The organism is Trichothermofontia sp. (assembly GCF_053493415.1).
In genome coordinates this window covers 1-23,562 of record NZ_JBRCAD010000226.1, presented here as the reverse complement: position 1 = coordinate 23,562, position 23,562 = coordinate 1, and the positions used below count along the sequence as shown (strand labels likewise).

Below are 23,562 nucleotides of genomic sequence, written 5' to 3'. Positions count from 1 at the left end.
TCTTCACGGGTACGGGCAATCACGGGTTTGGGTTGGAAGCGATCGTGCTCACTGTTTTGGACACAGACAACGCCTTCAACTCGCCCCTTTTCCAGCATGGCGATCGCCGTACTGCTGACAATGCCCGTCCACTGGGCACCGGGAATCGGTTCCTGTTTGCGGGCCGCCATCATGTGCTGATGTACCCCGAAGTAGCAGTCGTCAGGATGATCAAGATCTCGGCTGCGACCGTGGGTTTGGGTTTCCAAGTCAGGAAACTGCTGATTCAGGAAAGCACAGGCAGCTTTGACGTAGTGAACGTAGTAGGTATCGCAGAGACCACATTCACTACACAGTTCCTTGGCCGGACGCCGACTTCCGGGCTTGAGTGCTCTGGCCTTAAGGTGTTTAGGCGTTTCAGGGGTAATCGCAGTCATCGGCCACCCAAGTTTGGCAACGGATTGTTCACTATTCCCCACAATACCGCATTGTGGGAGAAGGGCGGCGCTGGCCCATTAGGCGATGGCATCGCGTGCTCGGGACGACAACGGGGGGCAAGGGCGATTGAGCCATCCGTATCACCAGGCCGGAACCTCAACCCCCTCTAGAGTTGGCGTAAACCCCGCTTGGGGTGTCCATTGTAGGGCACCATTGCGACCTGTCCAGAAAACCTGAGTTTGGCGATCTGCCAGTTGGGCCAAGGTGTCTGGGTCAATCACGCTGGCAGAAGCGATCGCCACCTTGGGTTGCAACACGGCCAACAGTTGGGGGACGATCGGGCCACCCTCCCACCAAAGTACCGACACCGCCTGGACTTGACTCGCTAGGGCAATCTGTTCCGACTCCGGCAAACTGCCTAACCAGAGCCAGGTGATATCTTGGACCTGAAATTGCCACAGGGGTGGGGTTGTGTCCAAGCGTTGCAGTGAGACGAAGCCACTTGCCGCCGTTTGATTGGGAGCCAACACCTCGAAGGTACTGCCCTGCTGGGTCGCCCATTGGGCTAGGGGATTGGCTGCGGTGTTGGGGGACTGGGCTGCATAGAAGTGTTCGATCGGTAGGTAGCCCAAAATCAATTGCCAGCCCGACAGACGGTTAGGGTCCGCTGGGGGTGTGGTCAGATCCACCGCCCAATGTAGCTGGTTCGTACCCTGCTGTTGCAGAAAAGGCAGCACGGTTAAACGCGCAGTCAGTTCATCGCCACTGTTGATCAGGGTGACTTGACCCCGATCCTGAATGACCGCCACCGGGGCCTGGGCTGGGGATAGGACCGTTGTCCGGAGCAGGGTGGTTTGCAAGTGCCAAAAGGGCACCGCCACGATCGCAATCCCCAGGCCATAGGCCAGCCACCACCGTCGCTGCCACCAGGGCTGTAGCCAGACCAGCAGGATCAAACCGTACAGGGCGAAGAGTTGCCCCAAGGAGAGGGTCCCCAGCGCCAAGATCGAGCTGGGGAGGTCAGCAAAGGCGGCCACGATCGCCAGCAGCCAGCGGCCAAAGGGGAGCAAAGGCAAAGCGAGGGCACTCCCTGCTATCGGGAAGAGACTCCCAACCGTGGCGCTCAACATTCCCCCTAAACTGAGGATGACCACCAGCGGTAGGGTGATCACATTGATCAACACCGCATAGGGTGACGTTTGCCCAAAGGTATAGAGGCTCAGGGGTAGGGTCCATAGGTAAGCGGCGATCGGGACGGCGATCATGGCCGCGATCGTCGGCGGTAGCCAATTCAACCAGCGGATCAGGGGAGGACTCGTGACTAATAGCCCCAGGGTGGCCAGGAAACTCAGTTGAAACCCTAAATCCCAGATCCAGAGTGGGTTAAACAACAGCAACACCACCGCCGCCAGCAGCAGGGAACCGAGCGATCGCCGTTTTCGCTCCGTGGCCAGGGCCAGCAAGGCCCCCATCCCCATCACCGCTGCCCGCAGAACAGAGGGCTGTAATCCCGTTAGGCAGACAAACAGGAGGAGGATCAGGCCCCCCGCCCCGACCCGAATGGGGGCGGCCAAGCGTCGTGTTAAGCCCAGGACCACACCCAGTAACAAAGACACATGGAAACCACTCGCGGCCAAGGTGTGGGCCAACCCCGCCCAGGCAAATTGATCCTGGATCGGGTAGGGCAAATCCACCGCCCGCCGTCCCATGACCATCGAACTGACCAGCAGGCCCTCTGGCACCCCTAGCCACCGGGTCAGAGAACGCACAATCCGTTGCCGCACGGCCCACAAGCCCCAGGGCGGTTGGGCATCCACAAGGGTGACTTGCTGCCCACTCATGCCCGCAAAGATCCCCTGTTGGGCCAGATAGGCTTGGAAGTCGAAGCCGCCTGGATTAGTGGCTGGCTGGGGCTGGTACAGCCGTCCGGTGATTGCTACCCGCTGGCCGGATTGCAGGCCCGTCGCCCGCAGGAGCGGCACTGTCACATACAGCTTGCCCCCCACATCCTGGTTGGCCCGCGCCACATCCGTTTCGGCAATCAGTTCGTCCAATTGCTTGGCATCGAGGACAAAGCGGACCTTTTGGCTGCGAGTGAGCCGGGGGTCACTGGCAATCCGGCCCCGCACCGTCACCACCTGACTCGATCCCCCCTCGGAAATAAAGCGGCTGATGTCATTAGGGACGGGTTGCGGTACCCGTGACTGTAAATACACACTGGCCAGCAGACCCACGAGTCCTGCCAGGAGCCAAAAGGTAAATCGGGGGCCTGAACGCCACCAGCGGGGGACCCCTAGCCCCGCCACAAACCCAATCCCCATTAAGCCATACCCCCCCCAGGACAAGGTCGCCAGCAGCAGCCCCAGGATGTAAAACAGACTCAGGAGGGTAGTCCGGGTGAGAGACAGGGAAGAAATAGGCAAGGTGGCAAACTCAATCGCAGAAAATCGTCCGGGGAAGACCCTAGACGACGATCGCCTAGGACAGGGTTTTCTGGCCTGATTGCCTTTATTGAGTTACTTGGCTGGGCAATGTTCCCAACTGGGCCATCAGATTGAGGGTTTGTTGATCCCGCTTGACGGCCAGGTTCAGCGTATCACCTACGGCTTTCTCAGACACGAGCTTTTGAACCTCAGCCGCATCCTTGACCGCCTGCCCATTGACGGCTTGGATCACGTCCCCGGCCCGTAACCCGGCCTGGGCGGCTGGCGAATTGGGAACGACTTTAACCACCAGAATGCCGCTACTCTCGCTGACACTCAGGCCACTGTTAAGGTTACTGTTGATTTCCTGCTGGACATCGGGGGTCAGGGTAACCATTTGGATGCCTAAATAGGTGTGTTCGACTTTGCCGGTGGTGATTAATTGCTGGGCAATTTGTTGGGCCGTGTTGATTGGGATGGCAAATCCTAACCCCTGGGCACCTTGAATAATGGCCGTGTTCATGCCAATCACTTCGCCGCGTTCGTTCAGCAAGGGACCCCCGGAATTACCCGGATTAATGGCCGCATCGGTTTGGATGAAGTCTACCCGTTTATCGGGAACACCCACTTGGCCACTGGAACGACCGGTGGCACTAATAATGCCTACGGTAACGGTATTGTCTAAACCCAAGGGATTACCGATCGCGACCGCCCATTCACCCGGTTGGATCTGATCGGAATTGCTCAGGGTCACGGTGGGTAAGTTGTCACCCGTTACTTTAATGACGGCAACATCGGTAGCGGGGTCAGTGCCTAATACCTGGCCGTCAAAAGTGCGACCATCCTTGAGGGTAACCTTGACCTGATTGGCCCCATCCACCACGTGGGCATTGGTCATAATATGCCCCTCGCGATCGAGGATAAACCCTGACCCGATGCCCTTTTGGAGTTCTTGGGAAGGGGGTACGGGAACATTCCCAAAGAAGCGGCGGAAGAGGGGATCGTTAAACATTTCCGGGACTTGCCCCGTCACGGTGCGGGAGGCATCGATACGCACCACTGCTGGTCCGGCGGTTTCTACGACGCGGCTGACAAAGTTTTCATCGCTGGCAGCCAAGGCTCCGGCCCGTCCTAGGGCGATCGCGGGGGGACGGGGGGTTGATTCCGCGATCGGAGCCGCCGGGGCCGTAGGAGTTTGGGGCATCAGTTTGGTAACAGCATAGTTACCTGCCGTCGCTACCCCCGCCCCCAAAAGAATTAAGGCAATGACGTTGAGGGATCGTCGCCGGGGCGGATAGGAATAGGCAAAGTTAGGATTAACGGGGCCGGGAACGGCATCGGGTTGGGAATCCATTTGGACACGCATACGCTCACTCTCCTGTGGTTAATAGCGGAATAGGATTAGGTCGCTGGCCACGGCTTCACGCTGGGGGCGACATCTATACCCTAGAAACCGGAAATGGCAGAGATATGACGATCGCGTCGCAAGGGAGTGACAAGTTGCAAAATCCCCGGCCAATAGCCATAACTAGGGTAGGCCGGAAGCAGGGAATAGCGCGGGTGGCACCTCGGCCTGGAAGGGGTAAATCCGCAGGTCGCCGTAAAATTCCTCCTGGCTAAGTTCTACCCGCGACTGGGCAGACAGCAGGAGCAAGGCCCAAAAGGCTCCCACCCGATCGTGGCCAGCTTGAGTCTGGGCTTGGGCCTGTAGGGCCTGGGAAAAATTGGTCCAGTGCTTCACTAACTGTTCAAAATCAAGCCAAGTATCCGTAGACGATTGGGTTGACCAGTAGTGGCTCAAAAACTGTTCAAGGGCGATCGCCACTTCCGCGAGATTTTCCTGGTGGGCGAGTTGGCTAATGGCCCGGAGGGCTTGCCGCCGGGATTGGGGTTTGGGGCGCGGCGATCGCACCGGGGTTGGACGGGCCTCCATTGCCGCTGCCATCAGGTTAAGCTGATCGATCAACTCCTGAAGGGTCACACGCCGCCGCGCGGGCGGCGGCGCACTGGCCCGCCGCCGAATATAGTTTTCCAGGTTCGTGGGCCGACCGAGACCACTGAAATCGTTGGGGTCAAAGTCTTCGCGATCGTCTGCCTCCTCGACTTCTGCCTGGGATTCCAAGGCCGCCAACCGTTCCGCCTTCAGCAAAATCAACATAGAAGCATAAAGGAAGGCCTGCCCCGACTGGGAGAGATTAGCCTCGTAGCCACTGGGGTCAGGGGTAATGCGACTCGCCAGTTCTGCCAAGACCCGATCGATCACCTCAATCACCTGCACATCCCAAGGATCAAGCTCACCCTGTTCTGCCAGGTCAATCAGGACCGCAATTGCGCTTTGGGCTAGGGAAGTAGACATCGGGAGATCAGGATTCCGATGGGGTGGCCAGATCGGTCGAGTTAGCGAACTCCAGGTCAGATCCAGCGGGGGGAAGCCGTAGACGGTCTTCGAGTTGCAGTTGATACGCCTGAAGTTGTTGCTGGAGTTCGCGAATTTGGGCCTCCTGTTGGCGGCGCTGGCGTTGCTCCTGTCGTTGGCTGAACAACCGTTGCAGACCCGCAAGGGTGCCAAATACCCAGGCCAGAAAGGCCCCAACCCCCATACTAACAATCAGCACGATACAGAGGGGGGCGCTGACGCGTAAATCCGCCGTCAGGACCACGGCGACCGGAGCGGGATTTTGGAGGCTGAAAAACACCAGACCTAAAACGACGGCAAAGATCAGTAAAAAATTCAGGGGTTGCATGGTTTCCTAACAGCGTGATCGCACACTTATGATGCCGGTCAGTTGACTAGTAATCATAGGGATTAGCCGGTTCTGGGATCGGTTTGAGGCGTTTGGCCTGGATCACCAATTGGCGACGATCCGCCAGGGTTTCCGTCATCATTTCCCCCTCGACTTCTAGCCAGGTATCCGGCGGGTAGGCCGTCCGACTGCTGGAAAGTTTAACCGGTAATCCCACGGGATAGGCATCCGCTGCACAACACGTAATCACAAACCGGGCAATGGTGAGATAGTTATCCGGATATTGGGGGAGATGCATGGCAAACCCCTGCACCCTGGCTGCTTGGCCTGCATAGGCATCCGGTTCCGGATAAACATCCAGGGTCCGCACCCAATCAATAATCGAGCGATCCTCCGGGCGCTGAGCCGCCTGAAAGGCTTGGGGCCGTGCCCGTGTCAGAGCGGCGAAATTTTCCCCCGCCCGCGCCAACGCTGTCTGGCTGGAAAATGCCCTGGGTGGAATCAGCAAACCCATCAGGGCTGTTAACAATAGGACAAGTATACTAAATCGACGCGGAAAAAGGGTGGTATGGGACTGGCGGGGAGGCGCTTGTCCTGACAGCAACCGTTGCGCCAGAATGCCCAGTTGCCACAGGCCCATGATGACTAAGACAACGCCTGCACCGACCACCAGGGGTTGGTAGTTGGGGTGAATCAAAATCTGGATGCGATTGGTCCACCAGAGCCGCAGCAGCATGATGCCCCAGAGCAACAGTACCAGCACATCAAGGACGGTATCCCAGGGGAAGGATCGGCGGCGACGCGGGGCAACACCAGCGGTCATGGGTATCCCTCCTAGCTGACGTAAAAGTTAATGAACAAACAGGCCAGGAAGACCATCTGGCCCGCTAGGGCAAAGAGGTAAACGATCGCCCGGGGTCTGAACACGGTGAGCATGAGGCCGATCGCCTTGAGGTCAATCATCGGACCAAAGACCAGGAAGGCCAGCAATGATCCCGTCGTAAACATCGATGCAAAGGAGAGGGCAAAGAAGGCATCAACGGTCGAACAAATCGATACGACAGCAGCGAGGAGCATCATCGCCAGAATCGACATCACAGGGCCTTGCCCCAGGGCTAAGATCCAATCCCGTGGCACAAACACCTGAATCAACGCCGCGATCGCGCTCCCCAGAACGAGCATGGCTCCCAACTCCCGCAATTCCTGGATCGTATTTTCGATAAACAATCGCCAGCGGGTTACCGTACCCAGCTTGGGGGCAGGCGCTTGCAGGGTTGTGTCGATCGCTGCTTGCTCCCAACGTACTGCCGTGCCGCCCGCTCCCCCCAGCAGATAGGTACCCGATTGCAGCAGGGGTGAGGTATCGGCTACTTGGCGACTACGATCTTGGGTGACAGCGACCATATCGCGAACATTGGGTTGCAGGAGGGGGGTCAGATCCTTTTGCGCACTAAACACCCAGCCGATGATCGTGGCGATCACCAGGGACACCCCCACCCGCAGGAACACCATCTCCGGTTGCCCCCGAAAGGCTGTCCAGGTAGACCAAAAGACAATAGGATTGACCGTGGGGGCCGCCAGCAGAAAGCCGATCGCGACGGAGGTGGGTGCGCCTTGGATCAATAACCGTCGCGCTACCGGCACATTGCCACATTCACACACGGGGAAGAGGAACCCGACCATACTGCCCGCCAGGGCACCCCAGAAAGCGCTTTTGGGCAGGATTGCCAGGAGGCGGCGTTCGTCCACAAAAAAGAGTAAGGCGCTGGAAAATAACACCCCCAGCAGGAGGAAGGGCATCGCCTCAACCAGCAAGCTCAGAAAAAGGGTGAAGGCGTTTTGCAGTTGGTACATGGGCAATCGGGTTAGCAACGCGATCGGTCAGCTTGACTACGGGAGTAGATCGCCGGATATAGGGTTTAGCTCTGCCCCGTCATTGTATCGAAGTTGTATCAAAGTTGGCTGGCGGCGGGTAACCGGTGGGGGGCCAGCCCCTAAGCCCTTGGGCAGACTTGGACATACGCCTGGGTGAGCGGTTCAATCCCCGTAATTGCCGTCCCCACCACGATCGCTGTTGCCCCTAGGGCAAAGGCCTGTTGGGCTTGGGCTGGGGTACTAATCCCCCCTTCGCAAATCACCGGAACCGGGAGGGTGGCCACCATTGCCCGCAGGAGATCAAAACCGGGGGGCGTTTGGCCTTGGGTCTGGGCCGTATAGCCATAGAGCGTGGTGCCCACCAGATCAACCCCCGCCTCCACCGCTGCGACGGCAGCCTCCAGGCTATCGACATCGGCCATCACCCACTTGCCCAGTTGCTCGTGAATATGGGTGGTGAGCGATCGCACCGTTTCGCCATTGGGCCGGGAGCGCAGGGTGGCATCAATGGCAATCATATCGGCGCCGGCGGCGGCGATCGCCTGGGCATGGTGCAACTGGGGGGTGATATACACATCAAACCCAGGAATTTGTTGCTTCCAGAGACCAATAATCGGGATTTCGGGTAAGCGCGATCGCACCTGGCGCACATGGGCAGGCGTATCGATGCGTAGCCCCACGGCTCCCTGACGCACCGCCGCTTGGGCCATCGCCGCAATGACCAAGGGATCGTGCAGGGGGGAATCTCCAGGTGCTTGGCAGGAAACAATCAGGCCGTGGTGCAGCGATCGCAGGGGCGGGGGCAGCGAGTCAGACATACTAGGTCGCTAATAATTACGATAACGTAACAAAAAGTGGCGAGGGAGCTAAAGAAAGTCTGAGAGTGTCACAATCGGTAGCATCGCTAGCCGGCAGACAGGGACTAGAACCAATAAGAACGCCAATAATATCCAAGGATGCTAGGGTGGGATGATGGAAAGCCTAGAGCCATACTATCGCGTGCTGGGACTCGAACCCGGTGCCTCCGCCGAGGAAGTCAACCAGGCGTATAAGGACCTGGTGTTCATCTGGCATCCCGATCGCCTGCCCAAGGATAATCCCCGACTGCAACAAAAGGCCCACGCCAAGCTGAAGGAAATCAACCAGGCACGGGATAAATTGCGATCGCTCTCGACCGCTCCGGTCAAGCGTCAGTCAGCCAACCCAACCAGCCCCCCTCATCGGTCACCGGGGGCGGCTTCTGGCTATGCTGCCCAGGGACAGCGATCGGCCTCGGCCCAACCCCGCAAGCAATACCACTCGGCCTATACGGGCAATTATTACAACAGCTACCGCCAAACCACTTGGCAGCAACCCCACCGGCCCCATGCCGCTCCCAACCCCTCTGGCGCGGCCTCTGGCTCCCCGCAGGCTTCCCAACCGACTCCCCCCCCCGGCGCACCTGCCGCCAACGGACGGGCAAATCCCGCCAGTAACGGGACTGCTAATCATGGGACTGCCCATCATGGGACGGCTGCGTCAGGCGCGTCCCCCCCCAGGACCGCCACGAATGGGGCAGCCGCGCCGGGGGTAGGGCAGTATGGAACATCCGGCTACGAGTCGCGATCGTCCCCCCTGGGTGATGAGGGCAGCCAATCGCCGCCGCGCCGCCCCCAGGTGAACACTACGGACCCTTCCCGCCCGACCTCACCCTCGCAACCCTATCCTGGCCACGGTTACCAGACTTACCAACGTCCGCCCTATACCCCTACCCCGGACTCCACCGCTGCCCACCCGCGCCCGCGATCGCGTCCCCAAACGCCTGATCTGAGCGGGGCTGATCTCCAGGGGGTGAACTGGTGTGAGAAGTACCTGGAGGGGCGTAACCTGAGCCATGCCAACCTCAGTCGGGCCAACCTCAGTGATGCCTTTCTCCATCGGATCAACCTGAGTGGGGCCAACCTGTCCCAGGCGAACCTCTTCCGGGCGAACCTGTTGGAGGCCGATCTGAGCCACGCCAACCTGCAAGAGGCCAATCTGATTGGGGCTGATCTCAGCGGAGCCGACCTCCGAGGGGCGGACTTCACTGGGGCCAAGATGGGGGTGTCAGGGCGGTTAATGGTGAAACTCACCGGGGCCAGACTGCAAGGGGCGATTTTACCCGATGGGTCGGTGCATGATTAGGGACACTGCGATGATAATCGGGGCTGGGGGCAGTTCAACTGCCCCAACTGGCGGAATAACGTTGCTTGGGCGTGCTAGATGATGGGTATTTCCCCATTTCCCCCGATGCCCTTAGGGCAGACTTGACTTTACTCAATACCCAGTTCTTCCTTGAGCGTTTCGGCTAGGAGATCGTCGGCTTCCAGACGTTCCGGATTCCCCGGCCCCACATATTCTTCCACCAGGGTCAGCAATTCCGCCTCACTGAAGGGTTTGCTGAGGTAGTTGGTTGCGCCAGCCATGCGGGCTTTGATGCGATCGATCAGCCCCTCTTTCCCCGTCAGCATGACGATCGGGATATGCTTAAACGCCGTCGAACTGCGTAGCATTGTGCACAGTTCATAACCATCCAGTTCGGGCATGGCGATATCGCAGAGGATCAGATCGGGACGCAGTTGGAAGGCCAAGCTAAGGGCACGGAGGGGACTTGTAATGGCCGTGGCCTCATAGCCCCGCTTGCTAAGAATTTGTTCAACCGCTTTGCCAACCGCAACCCCATCGTCGATATAGAGAATCCGAGGGACCTTATCGGGCGGGGGGAGGGCCAGCGGCGACTGTTTCCCCTTGAGATTGGCGGGGGTGGGGTACACCAGTTGGATCGATCCCTGCAACACATAGGGATAGATGGCCCGTGCCACGGCCAGAATGTCACGATTGAGGTAACGGGCCATCTGGCGGATCGAGGTTTGGCCATCCATCCACTGCCCTAGGGTGCTGTAGAGGTTTTCCGGCAGGACTTCATTCAGGGGTTGGCCGTCTGGTGTGGTTGGGCATTGGGTGGGCGATTGGATATGGGGGTAGAACTGCTTCCACTCCTGCACCTGGGTCATGGTTTCCCGTACCAGGGAACTGACATCCAACGTCGTCAACTGGGGCGAAAGGGGTGCCCCCAACTCAAACACAAAGCTGCCGTAATGGAGGCTGAGCAGGTCAAAGAGGGTTTCCCGCACCAGGCTTCGGATAATTTTCCGAGCTTGTTCAGGTGTGAGAATCCGACGTTCGAGCAAGGCCCACAGGTAGTCATACTCTGGGACATGGTTGGGGGCACCTGCCGGTACCTTGAGATCGCCAGGGATTTGGGTGATATGGTAGGCCCGCAGGTAGTCTTGCAGGCGCGTCAGCATTTCCTCCGGGTGGGTTGCGTAGACCGCTTGACCGTTGTTGAAAAAAACAAACCACGATCGCTGTACTTGGCCCCGGAAAGCGGCTAGGGTCGTTGGGATCTCACCCCCAGCCCCCCAGGACGGCGGCGCGATCGTTTCAACATACAACTCACCTGTCCGCTGCCCCAATTCAATGAGTTGCAGGATACTGCGAATGTCGATCTCGTTAAGGTGTCCCTGCATGCAGTTCGTGCATTTCTGCGAATGCCGTTTAGTGCTATCTAGCTTAGCTTACCCAAGGTTTTTAGTCTCAGATACGATGGGGTTCCCGTCGGAGCAATGGACGACCCCGTTGACAGCCCAGTTGTCCACACCATCTGACAATGAGGATATTTTTACACTGAGTAGACGGTCATGGCGAACCCAATGGGTTGACCGGCTGCTGTTGAACGTGCGCAACCCAACACACTGGCCGGGTTCGGTTGCCCAACATTGGACCCAATTCCCCCAATTAAGTTGTGACAAACCACGACTTCGATGAGTCCTATTTTACCCACGAGTCTGATCGCCAAAATGAGCTAAGCTGACAGATTGTTAGTTTGCTGCGATTCTTCCCTATCCTCCTACCCAGCCCTATGAGCCAGTCCTATCGCATCACCCTGTTACCCGGAGACGGTATTGGTCCAGAAATTATGGCGGTCGCTGTGGCGGTCCTCCAGCGTGTGGCGGCACAGGAGGGGTTACAGTTTGATTTTCAGGAAGCCCTTGTCGGTGGCGCGGCGATCGACGCTAGGGGGGAACCCCTGCCTGCCGTCACCCTGGAACAGTGTCGTCAGAGTGATGCGGTGCTGCTAGCGGCGATCGGGGGCTATAAGTGGGATACCTTGCCCCGCCCCCAACGTCCGGAAACGGGTTTACTGGCCCTGCGGGCCGGGATGGAACTCTTTGCAAATCTGCGTCCGGCAACGATTCTGCCCCAATTGATTGACGCCTCTTCCCTCAAGCCGGAGGTAGTGGCGGGGGTCGATATTATGGTCGTGCGGGAACTGACGGGGGGGATTTACTTCGGGCAACCCAAGGGGATTTTTGCCACGGAGACGGGGGAAAAGCGGGGGGTCAATACAATGGCCTACACTGAATCGGAGATCGATCGCATTGGCCGGGTAGCCTTTGAAACAGCCCGCAAACGACGCGGTAAGCTCTGTTCCGTGGATAAGGCCAATGTGCTGGAGGTGTCGCAACTCTGGCGCGATCGCATCACGGCCCTGGCGAGCGAATACCCCGATGTGGAATTGACCCATCTGTATGTGGACAATGCCGCGATGCAACTGGTGCGCTGGCCGAAGCAATTTGACACGATCGTCACGGGCAATCTTTTCGGCGACATTCTCTCCGATGCGGCAGCGATGCTCACGGGGAGCATTGGGATGTTGCCGTCGGCCAGCTTGGGTGCGTCTGGCCCTGGATTGTTTGAACCCGTACACGGCTCAGCGCCGGATATTGCTGGTCAAGATAAGGCGAACCCCCTGGCCCAGGTACTCAGTGCGGCGATGATGTTGCGCTATGGTCTGAATCAGCCCCAGGCGGCCCAACGGATTGAACAGGCGGTGCTAACGGTTTTGGATCAAGGGCTGCGCACGGCGGATTTGGCTGCACCAGGGGCACCCGCAATTGGCTGTCGGGCCATGGGGGAGGCCCTGCTCCAAGCTTTGCAAGGCGATCGCGCCTAATTAAATCGCCCTCACCCCAACCCCTCTCCCCCGGGGAGAGGGGCTTAAAATCCGTTAGGGTCGTCCTGGGCGATCGCGGTGAGGGATCGCCCCTGGGTTTCTAGGCGGAACCCGTAGGTTACCCCGGCGGCCAAGAGGCAGCAACCGGCCAGTAATAACAAAAGCTGGGTGACCCCCCATTGGTGCTGTAGCCAGGGCAGGGCAAAGGCCCCTAGCACTGCCCCGGCTTTGGCGATCGCAGCGGCCAACCCGGCCCCACTGGCGCGGATTGTGGTGGGGAACACTTCACCGGATAGTAGAAAGGTGGTGGCATTGGGGCCACAGTTCATCCAGAAGTTGAAGATTAGAAACCCTACCAACACTAACCCCAGGTTGGGGTCAGGATTTAAGGTGGGGTCCCCCGCAAGGGCCAAGAGGACTAGGCCGATCGCCATGCCGATAAACCCCATTATTTGCAGGGGCATCCGCCCGACGCGATCGATCAAAACCACCGCCAGCAAAAAGCCTGCAATCAGGAAGAGATCGACAACGGCGGCCCCGGTCGCCGCAGCGATCGTGCGCCTTGGCAAGTCTGCCTGGTGGGCAAAGGCTAGCACGGTGATCAAGGTGGGGGTAAAAATCCCCATGCCGTAGGTGGCAATGTCTTGTAAAAACCAGGGCAGGGAGGCCAGCAGGGTGTGGCGGCGATAGGGGGCTGAGAAGAGGGCTGCATAGGGTAGTTGGGGGTCCCGATCGGGGGGAGCGGTGGTCGGGGTGATCGCGATCGCCTGGCCGAGCAGTTGGGTGGCCGCGATCGAGGCCGCTTCATACTCACCGCGGGCCAGGTAATAGCGCGGGCTTTCGAGGGAAAACCGCCAGCGGAGCAGGGCAACCAGGAGCACCGGGATAATCCCCACCCCCAGCATCCACCGCCAGAGATCGGGCATCACAGCGGCTCCCGCCGGAGCCAGTGGCCATAACCTGGTGAGGGCGATCGCCGTTAAGGCCCCCAAGAGGGCACCCACCGCCTGAAAGGTAAAGGCCCCAATCACCATCCGGCCCCGCAGGCGAGCGGGCACATTCTCGGTAATATAGGCGACGCTGATGGGGTAGTCGGCCCCGATCGCCACCCCCAGCAGCAAGCGAAAACCGATTAACGAGGGCGTATCCCAGGCGATGACCGTTCCCACGCTGGCAATGAGGAATAGGGCAATATCCAGGACGAGCATCCGCTGCCGCCCAATGTGGTCGGTCAGGGGGCCAAGGATGAGGGAACCGATCAGGGCACCGACGATCGCGGCGCTGGCGATCGCACCCACTGCGACTGGGGTGAGGGCGTAGGTCTGCTGGAGGAAGGGCAGGGCCAAACCAATGATAAAAAAATCAAACCCATCAAGGGCAATAAAGCCAGCCGCGAGGAGCCACAACAGCCACATCGATCGCGTTAGGGGTGAGGCATCCAGTTGCTGTTCAAAGGTATCCACTGATAGGAGGGTCGTCATGGTGCTGTGCTGCGGTTTTGGCCACAATAACTTTCCCATTGTCGGTAAAATCAGGCATATTACTGGAAACTTGTGGGATTGAACCGCCCCTCTCCCAAAAAATTGATACGGCTTGTGGGGATCGTCCCTAGGCTGAGTCCCCTTGCTGTCCTTGACCAGATAGGCTAAAGTCGGGCTAAAAAAAAGGGGGGGCCGTGGTTTACACTGCACCAAGGGAAACTGTACGAGGGGAAGAACTGCATGTGGAATATCGAGCTGCGATCGATCCCTCGCTGTTGAGAGCCGCGAAACACATCTACCGCGCCTACTTTGAAGCACGACCTGACTATCCCTATCGACCGAGCGGTGTCGTTGTCGATCGCTATAGCTATCGCGGGAAGGTCACGTTTCGCGGGAAGCCGGCGCTGTTGCCGCAGGAGGTCTTTGTGCCTTTTGAACAAATTGAATCAGAACTCTATTAAGCTCAGTGCCTTAAGCTCAGTGTCTTAAGCTCAGTGTCTTAACCACAGTGCCTTGACTTCAGTGCCTTAACCTCAGCCCATCTGATTCATGCTTGTCTCCCTGCTGGATCTTGTTATTACGGTCATCTACACCCTTGCCGTGTTTGCAATGGGGGCAGCGATCGGTAGTTTTCTCAATGTGGTGATTTATCGCCTACCGGCGGGCCTTTCGCTCCTCTGGCCACCGTCGCGATGTCCCCACTGTTTACATCGACTGAGTGCGCTGGATAATGTTCCCGTCCTGGGCTGGTTATGGTTGCGGGGGCGGTGTCGCTACTGTCGTTCCCCGATCGCGGCTCGCTACCCGATCGTGGAGGCCCTCACGGGCTTAATTTTTCTCGTCCTATTTTGGCAATTTGGACATACTTGGCACACGGTGGCCGCGTGGGTCTTTGCCAGTTGGCTGATTGCGCTGAGTTTGATTGATCTGGAGACGATGACCCTCCCCAATGCCCTCACCCAGTCGGGACTGCTGGTGGGCTTAGGTTTTCAGGGAATTCTGGGTGCCCAAACCGCAGATGTGATCGCCATTGCCCCAGTCATCCAACCGGTGATGGGGGGAATTATCGGCATGGTGGCGGGCATTTGGCTGTTTGACACGATCACTAACCTGGGGTCGATCGTTTTTCAACAGTCCGTGATGGGTGGGGGTGATGCCAAGCTAGCGGCAATGCTCGGAGCCTGGTTGGGATGGAAATATCTATTACTGGCTACCTTTCTGGCCTGTGCGCTGGGAGCGCTGCTCGGGAGCACGGCGATCGCCCTAGGTTGGGTGCAACGTCGCCAGCCGATCCCCTTTGGACCCTTTTTGGCATTGGGTGGCCTGATTGCCCTTGTCTGGGGCAAGGAGATCGTGGATCTCTACCTGGGTCTTTTTTTCCCCGTAATGGGGGGCTAAGTAGGCCAGCGCAATTAAATTTCGTGTGGGTTGGGTTGGGTTGAAGCATAAAACTCAACATCCGTATGGGGCTTACTTCGCCCTACTCATTCAATACAGACTTAGGGCTATCTACTTAGTTGGATGTAGGCTCTAAAAGGGGAGATGAAGCCACTGAGATGGGTTCAACTAGTAATGTGGTGACGTTAGCCTGTCCCTTGACATACACTAATTCCTCAACTTCAATGCTAATCGGATAAGGGCAGCGAGCCGACCACCAAGCACCTTGAAAACGTACTTGCCCACAACGATCGGGCTGAATAGCGATCGTGACGATCGCTGTAGGTCGTGGGGGAGGTGCTAACGGGGACACGGAATTAGGTGACGAAACCAGTCGGTAAATGAGAGCACCTAAGGATCGCATATCAGCCTCCAAAAGGATTACAATTGTTGTTAAAGATGTTTAGACCTATTCGATAATTTGAGATGGGGGTAGTTCAACTGCCCCTCACTGGTGGGATAACGTGGCTTGGGAGCGCTGGATGGGTATTTCCCAATGTGTCCTTAACTAAATTAGCTAAAAAGACTGATTAGAACCGTGGGTGGAGTAATTTCAGCAGCAATATGTGCGGGTGAGGGATGTCGTAAGGGGACTCGATATCCTTCTTCTCTTACCTTTTGATAGACTTCCGACCAGGTTGGAAAGGTAGAGTACCTCTGCTCCCAATGCGCACCAGATGCTTCATCGGCCCATTCAGAAAGTTTAATAATGGCTGAGCGATGAAATGAAGCCGTTACAAAAGCTCTCATAGAAGATTCATCTCGCCATGCTGATCGACTCCAAAAGGTTTGATTAGCATCTACTAACAAGCCAATGCCTAAATTACCGGGTGTGTATTTAGCTTGGATGACACATAGCAGTGAATACCATAGAAACGATGGTAAATACTTGAGAGATCGCAGCCGTAAACGGGTAACAGAAATCACTGACATAGAGCATCCTCTGTACAGTAATCAGCATGGTATGAAGGGCTAAATCTTAGGCAGTCAGCTTGATTAGCAGCGTGAATGAGTCGATTCTGGAACTCTGTATTCTGGAACTCCGTAACAATATGGAGCTATGGGGAAGATTCACCCCCCTGGTCAGGTTTAACTGCTCACTACCTTATCAAGTTTGTCCCAAAACTGTCTAGCACACTTTTAGCGATCGGCTAGCACAATTTATGCATATATCGAGGCTCGCAAGAGCATTAATACTTAGATAAGCCATAATCGGAAGCTGAATACTGCTAATGACAGCTTTGAAAAAAAACAAATTTTTGTTAAGAAACTAGGCTGTCTGAATTTTCTCGATCTTGATTCGCATAATTCTCAAAATCAACTAATATTTTCTGTTGCTGCTGACGAAATTCGCTAGGGTTAATGCCAAACTTCTTTTTAAAAATACGAGTAAAATAATTTGAGTCGTTATAGCCACATTTGAACGCAACGTCCAGTATTGAATAGTCTTGAATCAACAAGTGCTTTGAGTATTCCAAAATTTGCAGCTTTATATATTTCGATAAAGACAATCCTGTCGATTGACGAATAATCTTGTTGATTTTAGCTGCATCAACACTCAAAATATGTGCTAATTCCTGTTCTATTATCTCAAGTTCAGGAAGTTCTTGATCATTATATAGATATTCGTCTATATATCTCTTGATGTGTTGAATTTTAAATTCTGATAATGTTTTCTGTTGTTGTTTAAGATGTCGCGATCGATGTTGTAAGCTAGAGTTTGAAAGATTCGTAACAAGATGTTCCAAAATTTCTTTGATAATTTCATCTCCAAACATCCTCATTCTTTTAGGATGCAAGTGATTCCTCTCCAGAATTCTCTGTAGGTCAAAAACTAGTTCCACAAGCTTGGGATCACGCAGGCTTATTTGAGGAATAAGTTCAATGGTGTGATAAATTTCTAAACTATTAGCAATATGTTCTATGGATGATGAATTGAAGAGCAACAATGAAAAATTGCTTTTTTCCTCCCATTGGACCTTATGATCGGTATTAGCTGGACATAAAAAGATCTCGCCTCCACAAATATCCTCATTAGAAGTTAGATCCCCAATTCGCCGAAAATGGGATGTCTTGTTGGTGTTAAGATCGATGATCTCTAATAAGTGAAGGGGAGTCTGATGGGTATCGATCGCAGTACCAGGGTGCTGAAAATACGCAAGAAAAGCATACTTCCAAGATACTGGATGACTCGTTAGAAGAGGCGGTTCAGGCAACGCTTTGGCTAGCTGATTAATAGTGGCTAAATCTAGATATGTTTGCACCATGATGATGTTTCCCAAAGGCGAAAAAGATTTGGACGGGGCCTAACTACATCAAAAGGCAAGATTCCAGGCGCTACACCTAACACTCCTGTTACCGGCTGATTCTATTTTTCGTAACGTTTATTGCTTAGCTGATTCTTAGGTTAGGATCAATTCAGTATCCTATTACCGCAATCGTATCATCCTGTTCGCAATTTAACAACCAGATCATTTGTACCGATCCTCCCTCTTAGCTGTCAACACCCAAAGATGGATCATATTTACTAATGATTTTTATATTTCATTTTTTTGATTTTTGCATCGTTTTCTATAGATTTCTGATCAGTTTCTACCTTTCTCTAGATTATGGAATTAGGTATTCAGACTTAAACTAACAGTAAGATTTAATGACATATGTGCTTTCACATAGTTATTTGCACTAGTCTATCATACAGAGCAAGCTTTTGCTTAATCTAATTCTAAACTTTTTGACATTCATCATTTCTGTGTTTGATCCCCTGTAGATCGCACATTTAGAGGCAGGGGAGATAAGGGTGTCAATGCTTCAACTAAGCCTTTAACTGAACTAATGAGGTTGTTTCTATCTATCATTATCGTACTTACTGCTAGTTGTTAGAAGTCCGGGGATCAAGATCCCTTGTCCTGAAAACCTTAGCAAGATTCCTATTGCTATGAGGATTATCCCATGCTGAAACCACTGAAACCCACGACCGATCCTGCCTATGATATTTTGCGATCGGAGCATCAGCCCTTGCGATCGCTGTTTGCGCCTGAAACTGTGGCGGTGGTAGGTGCAACCGATCGTCCGGGGAGTGTGGGACGCACGTTGATCTGGAACTTGGTGAGTAATCCCTTTGGTGGCACGATTTTCCCAGTTAACCCGAAACGCAACAATATTCTGGGAATTAAAGCCTATGCCAGTTTGCGCGAGATTCCCGAAGCGATTGATCTGGCGGTGATTGCGACCCCGGCCCCGACGATTCCCGATATTATTCGCGACTGTGTGGATATCGGCGTCAAAAGCGCGATCGTGATCTCGGCGGGCTTCCGGGAAGCGGGGGAAAAGGGGATTGCCCTGGAGCAACAAATTGTTGAACACCTGCGATCGAGTCAATTACGCTTACTGGGCCCCAATTGTCTGGGCTTAATGAATCCCCGCCGGGGTTTAAACGCCACCTTTGCGAGTACAATGGCGCGACCGGGAAATGTGGGCTTTATTAGCCAGAGTGGTGCCCTGTGTACGGCGGTATTGGACTGGAGTTTTCCCGAAAATGTTGGCTTCAGTGCCTTTATTTCGATCGGCTCAATGCTGGATATTGGGTGGGGGGATTTGATCTATTATCTGGGTGATGATCCTCATACCCACAGTATTGTGATTTACATGGAGTCGATCGGCGATGCGCGATCGTTCCTCTCGGCAGCACGGGAAGTTGCCCTGACGAAACCGATTATTTTGATCAAAGCGGGACGTACCGAAGCTGCGGCCAAAGCGGCCACCTCCCACACGGGCGCCTTAGCTGGCAGTGATGCTGTGCTGGAAGCTGCTTTTCGACGCTGTGGCGTGTTGCGGGTAACGCGGATTTCGGAACTGTTCAACATGGCGGAAGTGTTGGCGAAGCGCAGCTATCGCGCACCGGGTCCCCACCTGACGATTATTACAAATGCCGGGGGACCGGGGGTATTGGCAACCGATGCCCTGATTGCCACGGGAGGGCAGTTAGCGGAATTGGAGGGGGATACCCTGGTGAAGCTCAACGAGGTGTTGCCGTTGCACTGGAGTTGTGGGAACCCGATCGATATCCTTGGCGATGCCACACCAGAACGCTATACCCAGGCGATCGAGATCGCGATCGCGGACCCCAATAGTGATGGCCTGCTGGTAATCCTGACCCCCCAAGGCATGACCGACCCCACCCGCACCGCCGAACAGTTGAAACTGACGGTCGATAAACTGCAAGAAACGCCGTTACGGCATAAACCCATCCTCGCCAGTTGGATGGGGGGGACCGAAGTCACCGCTGGTGAAAATATCCTCAACCGTTACCAAATCCCCACCTATCGCTATCCTGACTCCGCCGCCCGTCTGTTTAACTTGATGTGGCAGTATAGCTACAATTTACGCGGTATTTATGAAACGCCCGTGCTTTCCCCCGATTGGGAGGAAGGCGGACCCGATCGCACGGTAGCTGAGCAGCTCATCCAGCAGGCGCGTCAGCAAAACCGGACCCTGCTCACGGAAGTGGAATCCAAGCAACTCTTGGCGGCCTATGGCATTCCCGTGGTGGCGACGGAAATTGCCCGGAGTGAAGCTGAGGCCGTGGCGATCGCGGAGAAGATTGGCTATCCCGTGGTGCTGAAGCTCTACTCGGAAACCATTACCCACAAGACCGATGTTGGGGGTGTTCAACTTAACTTGAGTACTGCCGATGCTGTCCGGCAAGCATACCAAACGATCGTTGAAAATCTGCAAGAGGAAGCCGAGGAACATGGCACGGTCTCAATGGACGATTTCCTGGGGGTAACGGTGCAGCCGATGATCATCCGGGATGAGGGCTACGAGTTAATTCTGGGCAGTAGCATTGATCCCCAGTTTGGTCCGATCCTGTTGTTTGGTCCAGGCGGGCAATTGATCGATGTGTTCAGCGATCGCGCGATCGCCCTGCCGCCGTTAAACACCACCCTGGCCAAGCGCATGATCGAGCGCACCAAGATTTACGAAGCCCTGAAGGGGATTCGGGGCCGTCCCCCGGTGGACTTCACCGCCCTGGAAAACCTGCTGGTCCGGTTCAGTCAACTGGTGGTCGAACAACGCTGGATCAAGGAAATTGATATCAACCCGCTGCTGATCCAACCCGACTGGCACCTACACCATCAAAACCACACCGCCCAAAAGCGCAGCAAGAAGAAGCACAAGGGTCGCGCCAGCGCCATCCATACCACGCCGCCGCTGCTGGCCCTGGATGCTCGCATTGTCCTGCACCCCCCGGATCTGAGCGAAGCCGACCTGCCCAAACTGGCGATCCGGCCCTATCCGGTGCAGTACATCACCCAGTGGACGATGGATGATGGCACCCCGGTCACGATCCGTCCGATCCGGCCCGAAGATGAACCACTGATCGCCCAATTCCACCAAACCCTGTCGGAGCAAAGTGTCTATTTCCGCTATTTCCACCTGATGACCCTGAGTCACCGCGTCGCCCATGAGCGCCTGACCCGGATTTGCTTTATTGACTACGATCGCGAAATGGCCCTGGTGGCCGACTACAAAAATCCCGACACGGGCCAACACGAAATCCTCGCCGCCGGTCGTCTGAGCAAACTCCACGGCATTAATGAAGGTGAATTCGCCATGTTGGTCAGTGACATCTACCAGGGCAAGGGTCTGGGTACCGAAATGCTGCGGCAACTGGTGCAAATTGGCCGTGATGAAGGTCTTAGCCGCATTAACGCTGAAATCCTCGCCGAAAACAAGCCGATGCAACGGGTCTGCGAAAAAATCGGTTTTAAACTCAGCCGCAAGCCGGATTTGGTGGAAGCGGTGATTGAGTTGTGAGTTCTTGGTGTCTTGGTGTCTTGGTGTCTTGGTGTTGATCGATTGCGATCGACCTATCTGAATCTCGGAGGGCAGGTTCACCGGAATGCCTGTTTTCCCGTCAGGATTCTCGTAAAACCTGAATCTCGGAGGGCAGGTTCACCGGGATAACGTGTTTCCCACAAACATTCTCGTAAAACCTGCCCCTACAAAATCCGTTCCCACACCTAAACCCCGGAGGGCAGGTTCATCTGAAGAATGGTTTTCCCGCCAGCGTTCTCGTAAAACCTGCCCCTACAAAATTGACCCCTATCTCCTATCGCATTTGAGGTTAATCCTATGGCAACGATCGAATCTACGCTTCAGGAAGCTCGCATCTTTCCGCCGCCGCCTGAATTTTCCCAACGTGCCCATATCAAGAGCCTGGAAGAATATCAACGCCTTTATGAGGAGGCGAAAACTGATCCGGAGGGGTTCTGGGGACGGCTGGCGCAGCAGGAATTGCACTGGTTTAAGCCCTGGGATCAGGTGCTGGATTGGCAACCGCCCTTTGCGAAATGGTTTGTCAATGGGCAGTTGAATGTGTCCTATAACTGCCTCGATCGCCATCTGGAAGCGGGAAAGGGTAACCAAGCCGCCCTGATCTGGGAGGGGGAACCGGGGGATTCGCGTACCTTGACCTATGCCGATCTGCACCGGGAAGTGAGCAAGATGGCGAATGTGTTTAAGCAATTGGGGGTCCAAAAGGGCGATCGCGTCGGGATTTATATGCCGATGTTGCCGGAGGCGGCGATCGCGATGTTAGCCTGTGCCCGGATTGGCGCTCCCCATACGGTGGTGTTTGGCGGCTTCAGTGCGGAGGCGTTGGCGGGACGGCTCCAGGATGCCCAGGCCAAGTTGGTCGTTACCGCCGATGGCAGTTGGCGCAAGGATGTGATTAACCCGCTTAAGGAGCAGGTCGATCGCGCCCTCGCGGAGCATGAGGTCCCCAGTGTCGAGCACGTGCTGGTGGTGCAACGCACGGGGCAGGATATTAATATGGTGCCCGATCGCGATCTCTGGTGGCATGAACTCAAGGCGGGGGCGGCGAGTGAGTGTCCGGCGGAACCGATGGACAGTGAAGACACGCTCTTTATCCTCTACACCTCCGGCACCACGGGCAAACCCAAGGGGGTCGTTCATACGACGGGCGGCTATAACCTCTATACCCACCTGACGACGAAATGGGTGTTTGACCTACAACCGGATGATATTTTCTGGTGTACTGCTGATATTGGCTGGATCACGGGCCACAGCTATATCGTCTATGGGCCGCTGTCCAATGGGGCGACGATGCTCATGTATGAGGGGGCACCGCGATCGTCGAATCCGGGCTGTTTCTGGGATGTGATTCAGAAATATGGGGTGACGGTGTTCTACACGGCCCCGACGGCGATTCGGATGTTCATCAAGATGGGGGAAGATCTGCCGAAGGCGCGGGATCTGTCATCGCTGCGGCTGCTGGGCAGTGTGGGAGAACCGATTAACCCCTCGGCCTGGATGTGGTACTACCGGGTGATTGGCGGTGAACGCTGCCCGATCGTGGATACCTGGTGGCAAACGGAAACCGGCGGCATTATGATTACGCCGCTGGCGGGGGCGATTCCCACGAAACCGGGTTCGGCGACGCTACCGTTCCCTGGCATTGTGGCCGATGTGGTCGATCTCGATGGCAATCCGGTGGAAACCAATGCGGGCGGCTACCTGGTGATCACCTCACCCTGGCCCAGCATGATCCGCAATGTCTACGGCAATCCCGATCGCTTTATCAGCACCTACTGGAACCCAATCCCACCAAAGAATGGTCAGTACACCTACTTCACGGGGGATGGTGCCCGTAAGGATGCGGATGGCTATTTCTGGGTGATGGGCCGCGTCGATGATGTGATCAGTGTGGCGGGGCACCGGCTGGGCACGATGGAAATTGAGTCGGCGTTGGTGTCGCACCCGGCGGTGGCGGAAGCGGCAGTGGTCGGGAAACCCAGTGAGATCAAGGGGGAAGAGATCGTCGCCTTTGTCACCTTAGAAAACAGTTATCAACCGAGCGAGGCCCTAGCCAATGAATTGAAGCAACACGTGGTCCAGGAAATTGGGGTGATTGCGCGTCCGGCGACGATCCAATTTACCGAAGCCTTACCCAAGACGCGATCGGGCAAAATCATGCGCCGGTTGCTGCGATCGATGGCCGCAGGCGAAACGGCCCTAGGGGATACCTCTACCCTGGAAGATCGCACGGTCCTCGATAAGCTGCGCGGCGGTGCCTAGGGGTTAGGGTTTGAATAGTGGGGGTGAGCGATCGTCTATTTTGCTCAGTT

General features: G+C 55.8%; 18 protein-coding genes. 6 read left to right on the top strand and 12 right to left on the bottom strand.

Annotated features, from left to right (window positions below; all coding sequences use genetic code 11):
- The 8 genes from ACWIUF_RS19970 to ACWIUF_RS19935 all read right to left on the bottom strand — a co-directional run.
- The coding region (locus tag ACWIUF_RS19970; protein ID WP_448574291.1) for a coenzyme F420 hydrogenase/dehydrogenase beta subunit N-terminal domain-containing protein at positions 1-416 on the bottom strand (416 nt) is incomplete at its 3' end.
- Between the two features lie 141 nt (positions 417-557).
- Complete coding sequence (locus tag ACWIUF_RS19965; protein WP_448574290.1) at positions 558-2,840, bottom strand: ComEC/Rec2 family competence protein; 2,283 nt, start codon at positions 2,838-2,840, stop codon at positions 558-560.
- 85 nt (positions 2,841-2,925) lie between these two features.
- The gene (locus ACWIUF_RS19960) at positions 2,926-4,206 is read right to left on the bottom strand and encodes an HhoA/HhoB/HtrA family serine endopeptidase (RefSeq protein ID WP_448574289.1); all 1,281 of its coding nucleotides are present in this window, start codon (positions 4,204-4,206) and stop codon (positions 2,926-2,928) included.
- 162 nt (positions 4,207-4,368) lie between these two features.
- The gene (locus tag ACWIUF_RS19955) at positions 4,369-5,196 is read right to left on the bottom strand and encodes a segregation/condensation protein A (protein WP_448574288.1); all 828 of its coding nucleotides are present in this window, start codon (positions 5,194-5,196) and stop codon (positions 4,369-4,371) included.
- Positions 5,197-5,203: 7 nt separating this feature from the next.
- Complete coding sequence (locus tag ACWIUF_RS19950) at positions 5,204-5,584, bottom strand: LapA family protein (protein WP_448574287.1); 381 nt, start codon at positions 5,582-5,584, stop codon at positions 5,204-5,206.
- Between the two features lie 46 nt (positions 5,585-5,630).
- On the bottom strand, positions 5,631-6,407 hold the full coding sequence (locus tag ACWIUF_RS19945; RefSeq protein WP_448574286.1) for a TIGR03943 family putative permease subunit: 777 nt from the start codon (positions 6,405-6,407) through the stop codon (positions 5,631-5,633).
- Positions 6,408-6,418: 11 nt separating this feature from the next.
- On the bottom strand, positions 6,419-7,438 hold the full coding sequence (locus ACWIUF_RS19940; protein WP_448574285.1) for a permease: 1,020 nt from the start codon (positions 7,436-7,438) through the stop codon (positions 6,419-6,421).
- A gap of 140 nt (positions 7,439-7,578) precedes the next feature.
- Positions 7,579-8,277: an N-acetylmannosamine-6-phosphate 2-epimerase gene (locus ACWIUF_RS19935; RefSeq protein WP_448574284.1), complete on the bottom strand. Its 699-nt coding sequence runs from the start codon at positions 8,275-8,277 to the stop codon at positions 7,579-7,581.
- 151 nt (positions 8,278-8,428) lie between these two features.
- Here ACWIUF_RS19935 and ACWIUF_RS19930 point away from each other — a divergent pair, with 151 nt between their 5' ends.
- Positions 8,429-9,622: a pentapeptide repeat-containing protein gene (locus ACWIUF_RS19930; protein WP_448574283.1), complete on the top strand. Its 1,194-nt coding sequence runs from the start codon at positions 8,429-8,431 to the stop codon at positions 9,620-9,622.
- 128 nt (positions 9,623-9,750) lie between these two features.
- Here the strand turns inward: ACWIUF_RS19930 and ACWIUF_RS19925 are convergent, their stop codons facing one another.
- Positions 9,751-11,007, bottom strand: coding sequence for a response regulator (locus tag ACWIUF_RS19925; RefSeq protein WP_448574282.1), 1,257 nt, complete (start codon positions 11,005-11,007; stop codon positions 9,751-9,753).
- A gap of 392 nt (positions 11,008-11,399) precedes the next feature.
- Between ACWIUF_RS19925 and leuB the strand changes: the two genes are divergently transcribed.
- The gene (leuB, locus tag ACWIUF_RS19920; protein WP_448574281.1) at positions 11,400-12,494 is read left to right on the top strand and encodes a 3-isopropylmalate dehydrogenase; all 1,095 of its coding nucleotides are present in this window, start codon (positions 11,400-11,402) and stop codon (positions 12,492-12,494) included.
- Between the two features lie 44 nt (positions 12,495-12,538).
- Here the strand turns inward: leuB and ACWIUF_RS19915 are convergent, their stop codons facing one another.
- Positions 12,539-13,975 carry an MFS transporter gene (locus tag ACWIUF_RS19915; protein WP_448574280.1) on the bottom strand — a complete coding sequence of 479 codons (1,437 nt, stop codon included), beginning with the start codon at positions 13,973-13,975 and terminating at the stop codon, positions 12,539-12,541.
- A gap of 194 nt (positions 13,976-14,169) precedes the next feature.
- Between ACWIUF_RS19915 and ACWIUF_RS19910 the strand changes: the two genes are divergently transcribed.
- Both ACWIUF_RS19910 and ACWIUF_RS19905 read left to right on the top strand, forming a co-directional pair.
- A complete protein-coding gene (locus tag ACWIUF_RS19910) occupies positions 14,170-14,436 on the top strand; it encodes a hypothetical protein (protein WP_448574279.1) in 267 nt (88 codons plus the stop codon).
- 88 nt (positions 14,437-14,524) lie between these two features.
- Positions 14,525-15,373, top strand: coding sequence for a prepilin peptidase (locus tag ACWIUF_RS19905; protein ID WP_448574278.1), 849 nt, complete (start codon positions 14,525-14,527; stop codon positions 15,371-15,373).
- Positions 15,374-15,925: 552 nt separating this feature from the next.
- Here ACWIUF_RS19905 and ACWIUF_RS19900 read toward each other — a convergent pair.
- Both ACWIUF_RS19900 and ACWIUF_RS19895 read right to left on the bottom strand, forming a co-directional pair.
- Complete coding sequence (locus ACWIUF_RS19900; protein WP_448574277.1) at positions 15,926-16,345, bottom strand: hypothetical protein; 420 nt, start codon at positions 16,343-16,345, stop codon at positions 15,926-15,928.
- Positions 16,346-16,674: 329 nt separating this feature from the next.
- Positions 16,675-17,679 carry a helix-turn-helix domain-containing protein gene (locus tag ACWIUF_RS19895; protein ID WP_448574276.1) on the bottom strand — a complete coding sequence of 335 codons (1,005 nt, stop codon included), beginning with the start codon at positions 17,677-17,679 and terminating at the stop codon, positions 16,675-16,677.
- Positions 17,680-18,361: 682 nt separating this feature from the next.
- On the opposite strand from ACWIUF_RS19895, the gene ACWIUF_RS19890 reads away from it, so the two are divergent.
- A complete protein-coding gene (locus ACWIUF_RS19890) occupies positions 18,362-21,229 on the top strand; it encodes a bifunctional acetate--CoA ligase family protein/GNAT family N-acetyltransferase (protein WP_448574275.1) in 2,868 nt (955 codons plus the stop codon).
- A gap of 318 nt (positions 21,230-21,547) precedes the next feature.
- A complete protein-coding gene (gene acs, locus ACWIUF_RS19885) occupies positions 21,548-23,512 on the top strand; it encodes an acetate--CoA ligase (protein ID WP_448574274.1) in 1,965 nt (654 codons plus the stop codon).
- Positions 23,513-23,562: the final 50 nt, after the last annotated feature.

Coding starts and splice junctions, on each gene's coding strand:
- ACWIUF_RS19960 (WP_448574289.1), bottom strand. CDS start 4,206: ATGCGTGTCCAAATGGATTCCCAACCCGATGCCGTTCCCGGCCCCGTT.
- ACWIUF_RS19955 (WP_448574288.1), bottom strand. CDS start 5,196: ATGTCTACTTCCCTAGCCCAAAGCGCAATTGCGGTCCTGATTGACCTG.
- ACWIUF_RS19950 (WP_448574287.1), bottom strand. CDS start 5,584: ATGCAACCCCTGAATTTTTTACTGATCTTTGCCGTCGTTTTAGGTCTG.
- ACWIUF_RS19945 (WP_448574286.1), bottom strand. CDS start 6,407: ATGACCGCTGGTGTTGCCCCGCGTCGCCGCCGATCCTTCCCCTGGGAT.
- ACWIUF_RS19940 (WP_448574285.1), bottom strand. CDS start 7,438: ATGTACCAACTGCAAAACGCCTTCACCCTTTTTCTGAGCTTGCTGGTT.
- ACWIUF_RS19935 (WP_448574284.1), bottom strand. CDS start 8,277: ATGTCTGACTCGCTGCCCCCGCCCCTGCGATCGCTGCACCACGGCCTG.
- ACWIUF_RS19930 (WP_448574283.1), top strand. CDS start 8,429: ATGATGGAAAGCCTAGAGCCATACTATCGCGTGCTGGGACTCGAACCC.
- ACWIUF_RS19925 (WP_448574282.1), bottom strand. CDS start 11,007: ATGCAGGGACACCTTAACGAGATCGACATTCGCAGTATCCTGCAACTC.
- leuB (WP_448574281.1), top strand. CDS start 11,400: ATGAGCCAGTCCTATCGCATCACCCTGTTACCCGGAGACGGTATTGGT.
- ACWIUF_RS19915 (WP_448574280.1), bottom strand. CDS start 13,975: ATGACGACCCTCCTATCAGTGGATACCTTTGAACAGCAACTGGATGCC.
- ACWIUF_RS19905 (WP_448574278.1), top strand. CDS start 14,525: ATGCTTGTCTCCCTGCTGGATCTTGTTATTACGGTCATCTACACCCTT.
- ACWIUF_RS19900 (WP_448574277.1), bottom strand. CDS start 16,345: ATGTCAGTGATTTCTGTTACCCGTTTACGGCTGCGATCTCTCAAGTAT.
- ACWIUF_RS19895 (WP_448574276.1), bottom strand. CDS start 17,679: ATGGTGCAAACATATCTAGATTTAGCCACTATTAATCAGCTAGCCAAA.
- ACWIUF_RS19890 (WP_448574275.1), top strand. CDS start 18,362: ATGCTGAAACCACTGAAACCCACGACCGATCCTGCCTATGATATTTTG.
- acs (WP_448574274.1), top strand. CDS start 21,548: ATGGCAACGATCGAATCTACGCTTCAGGAAGCTCGCATCTTTCCGCCG.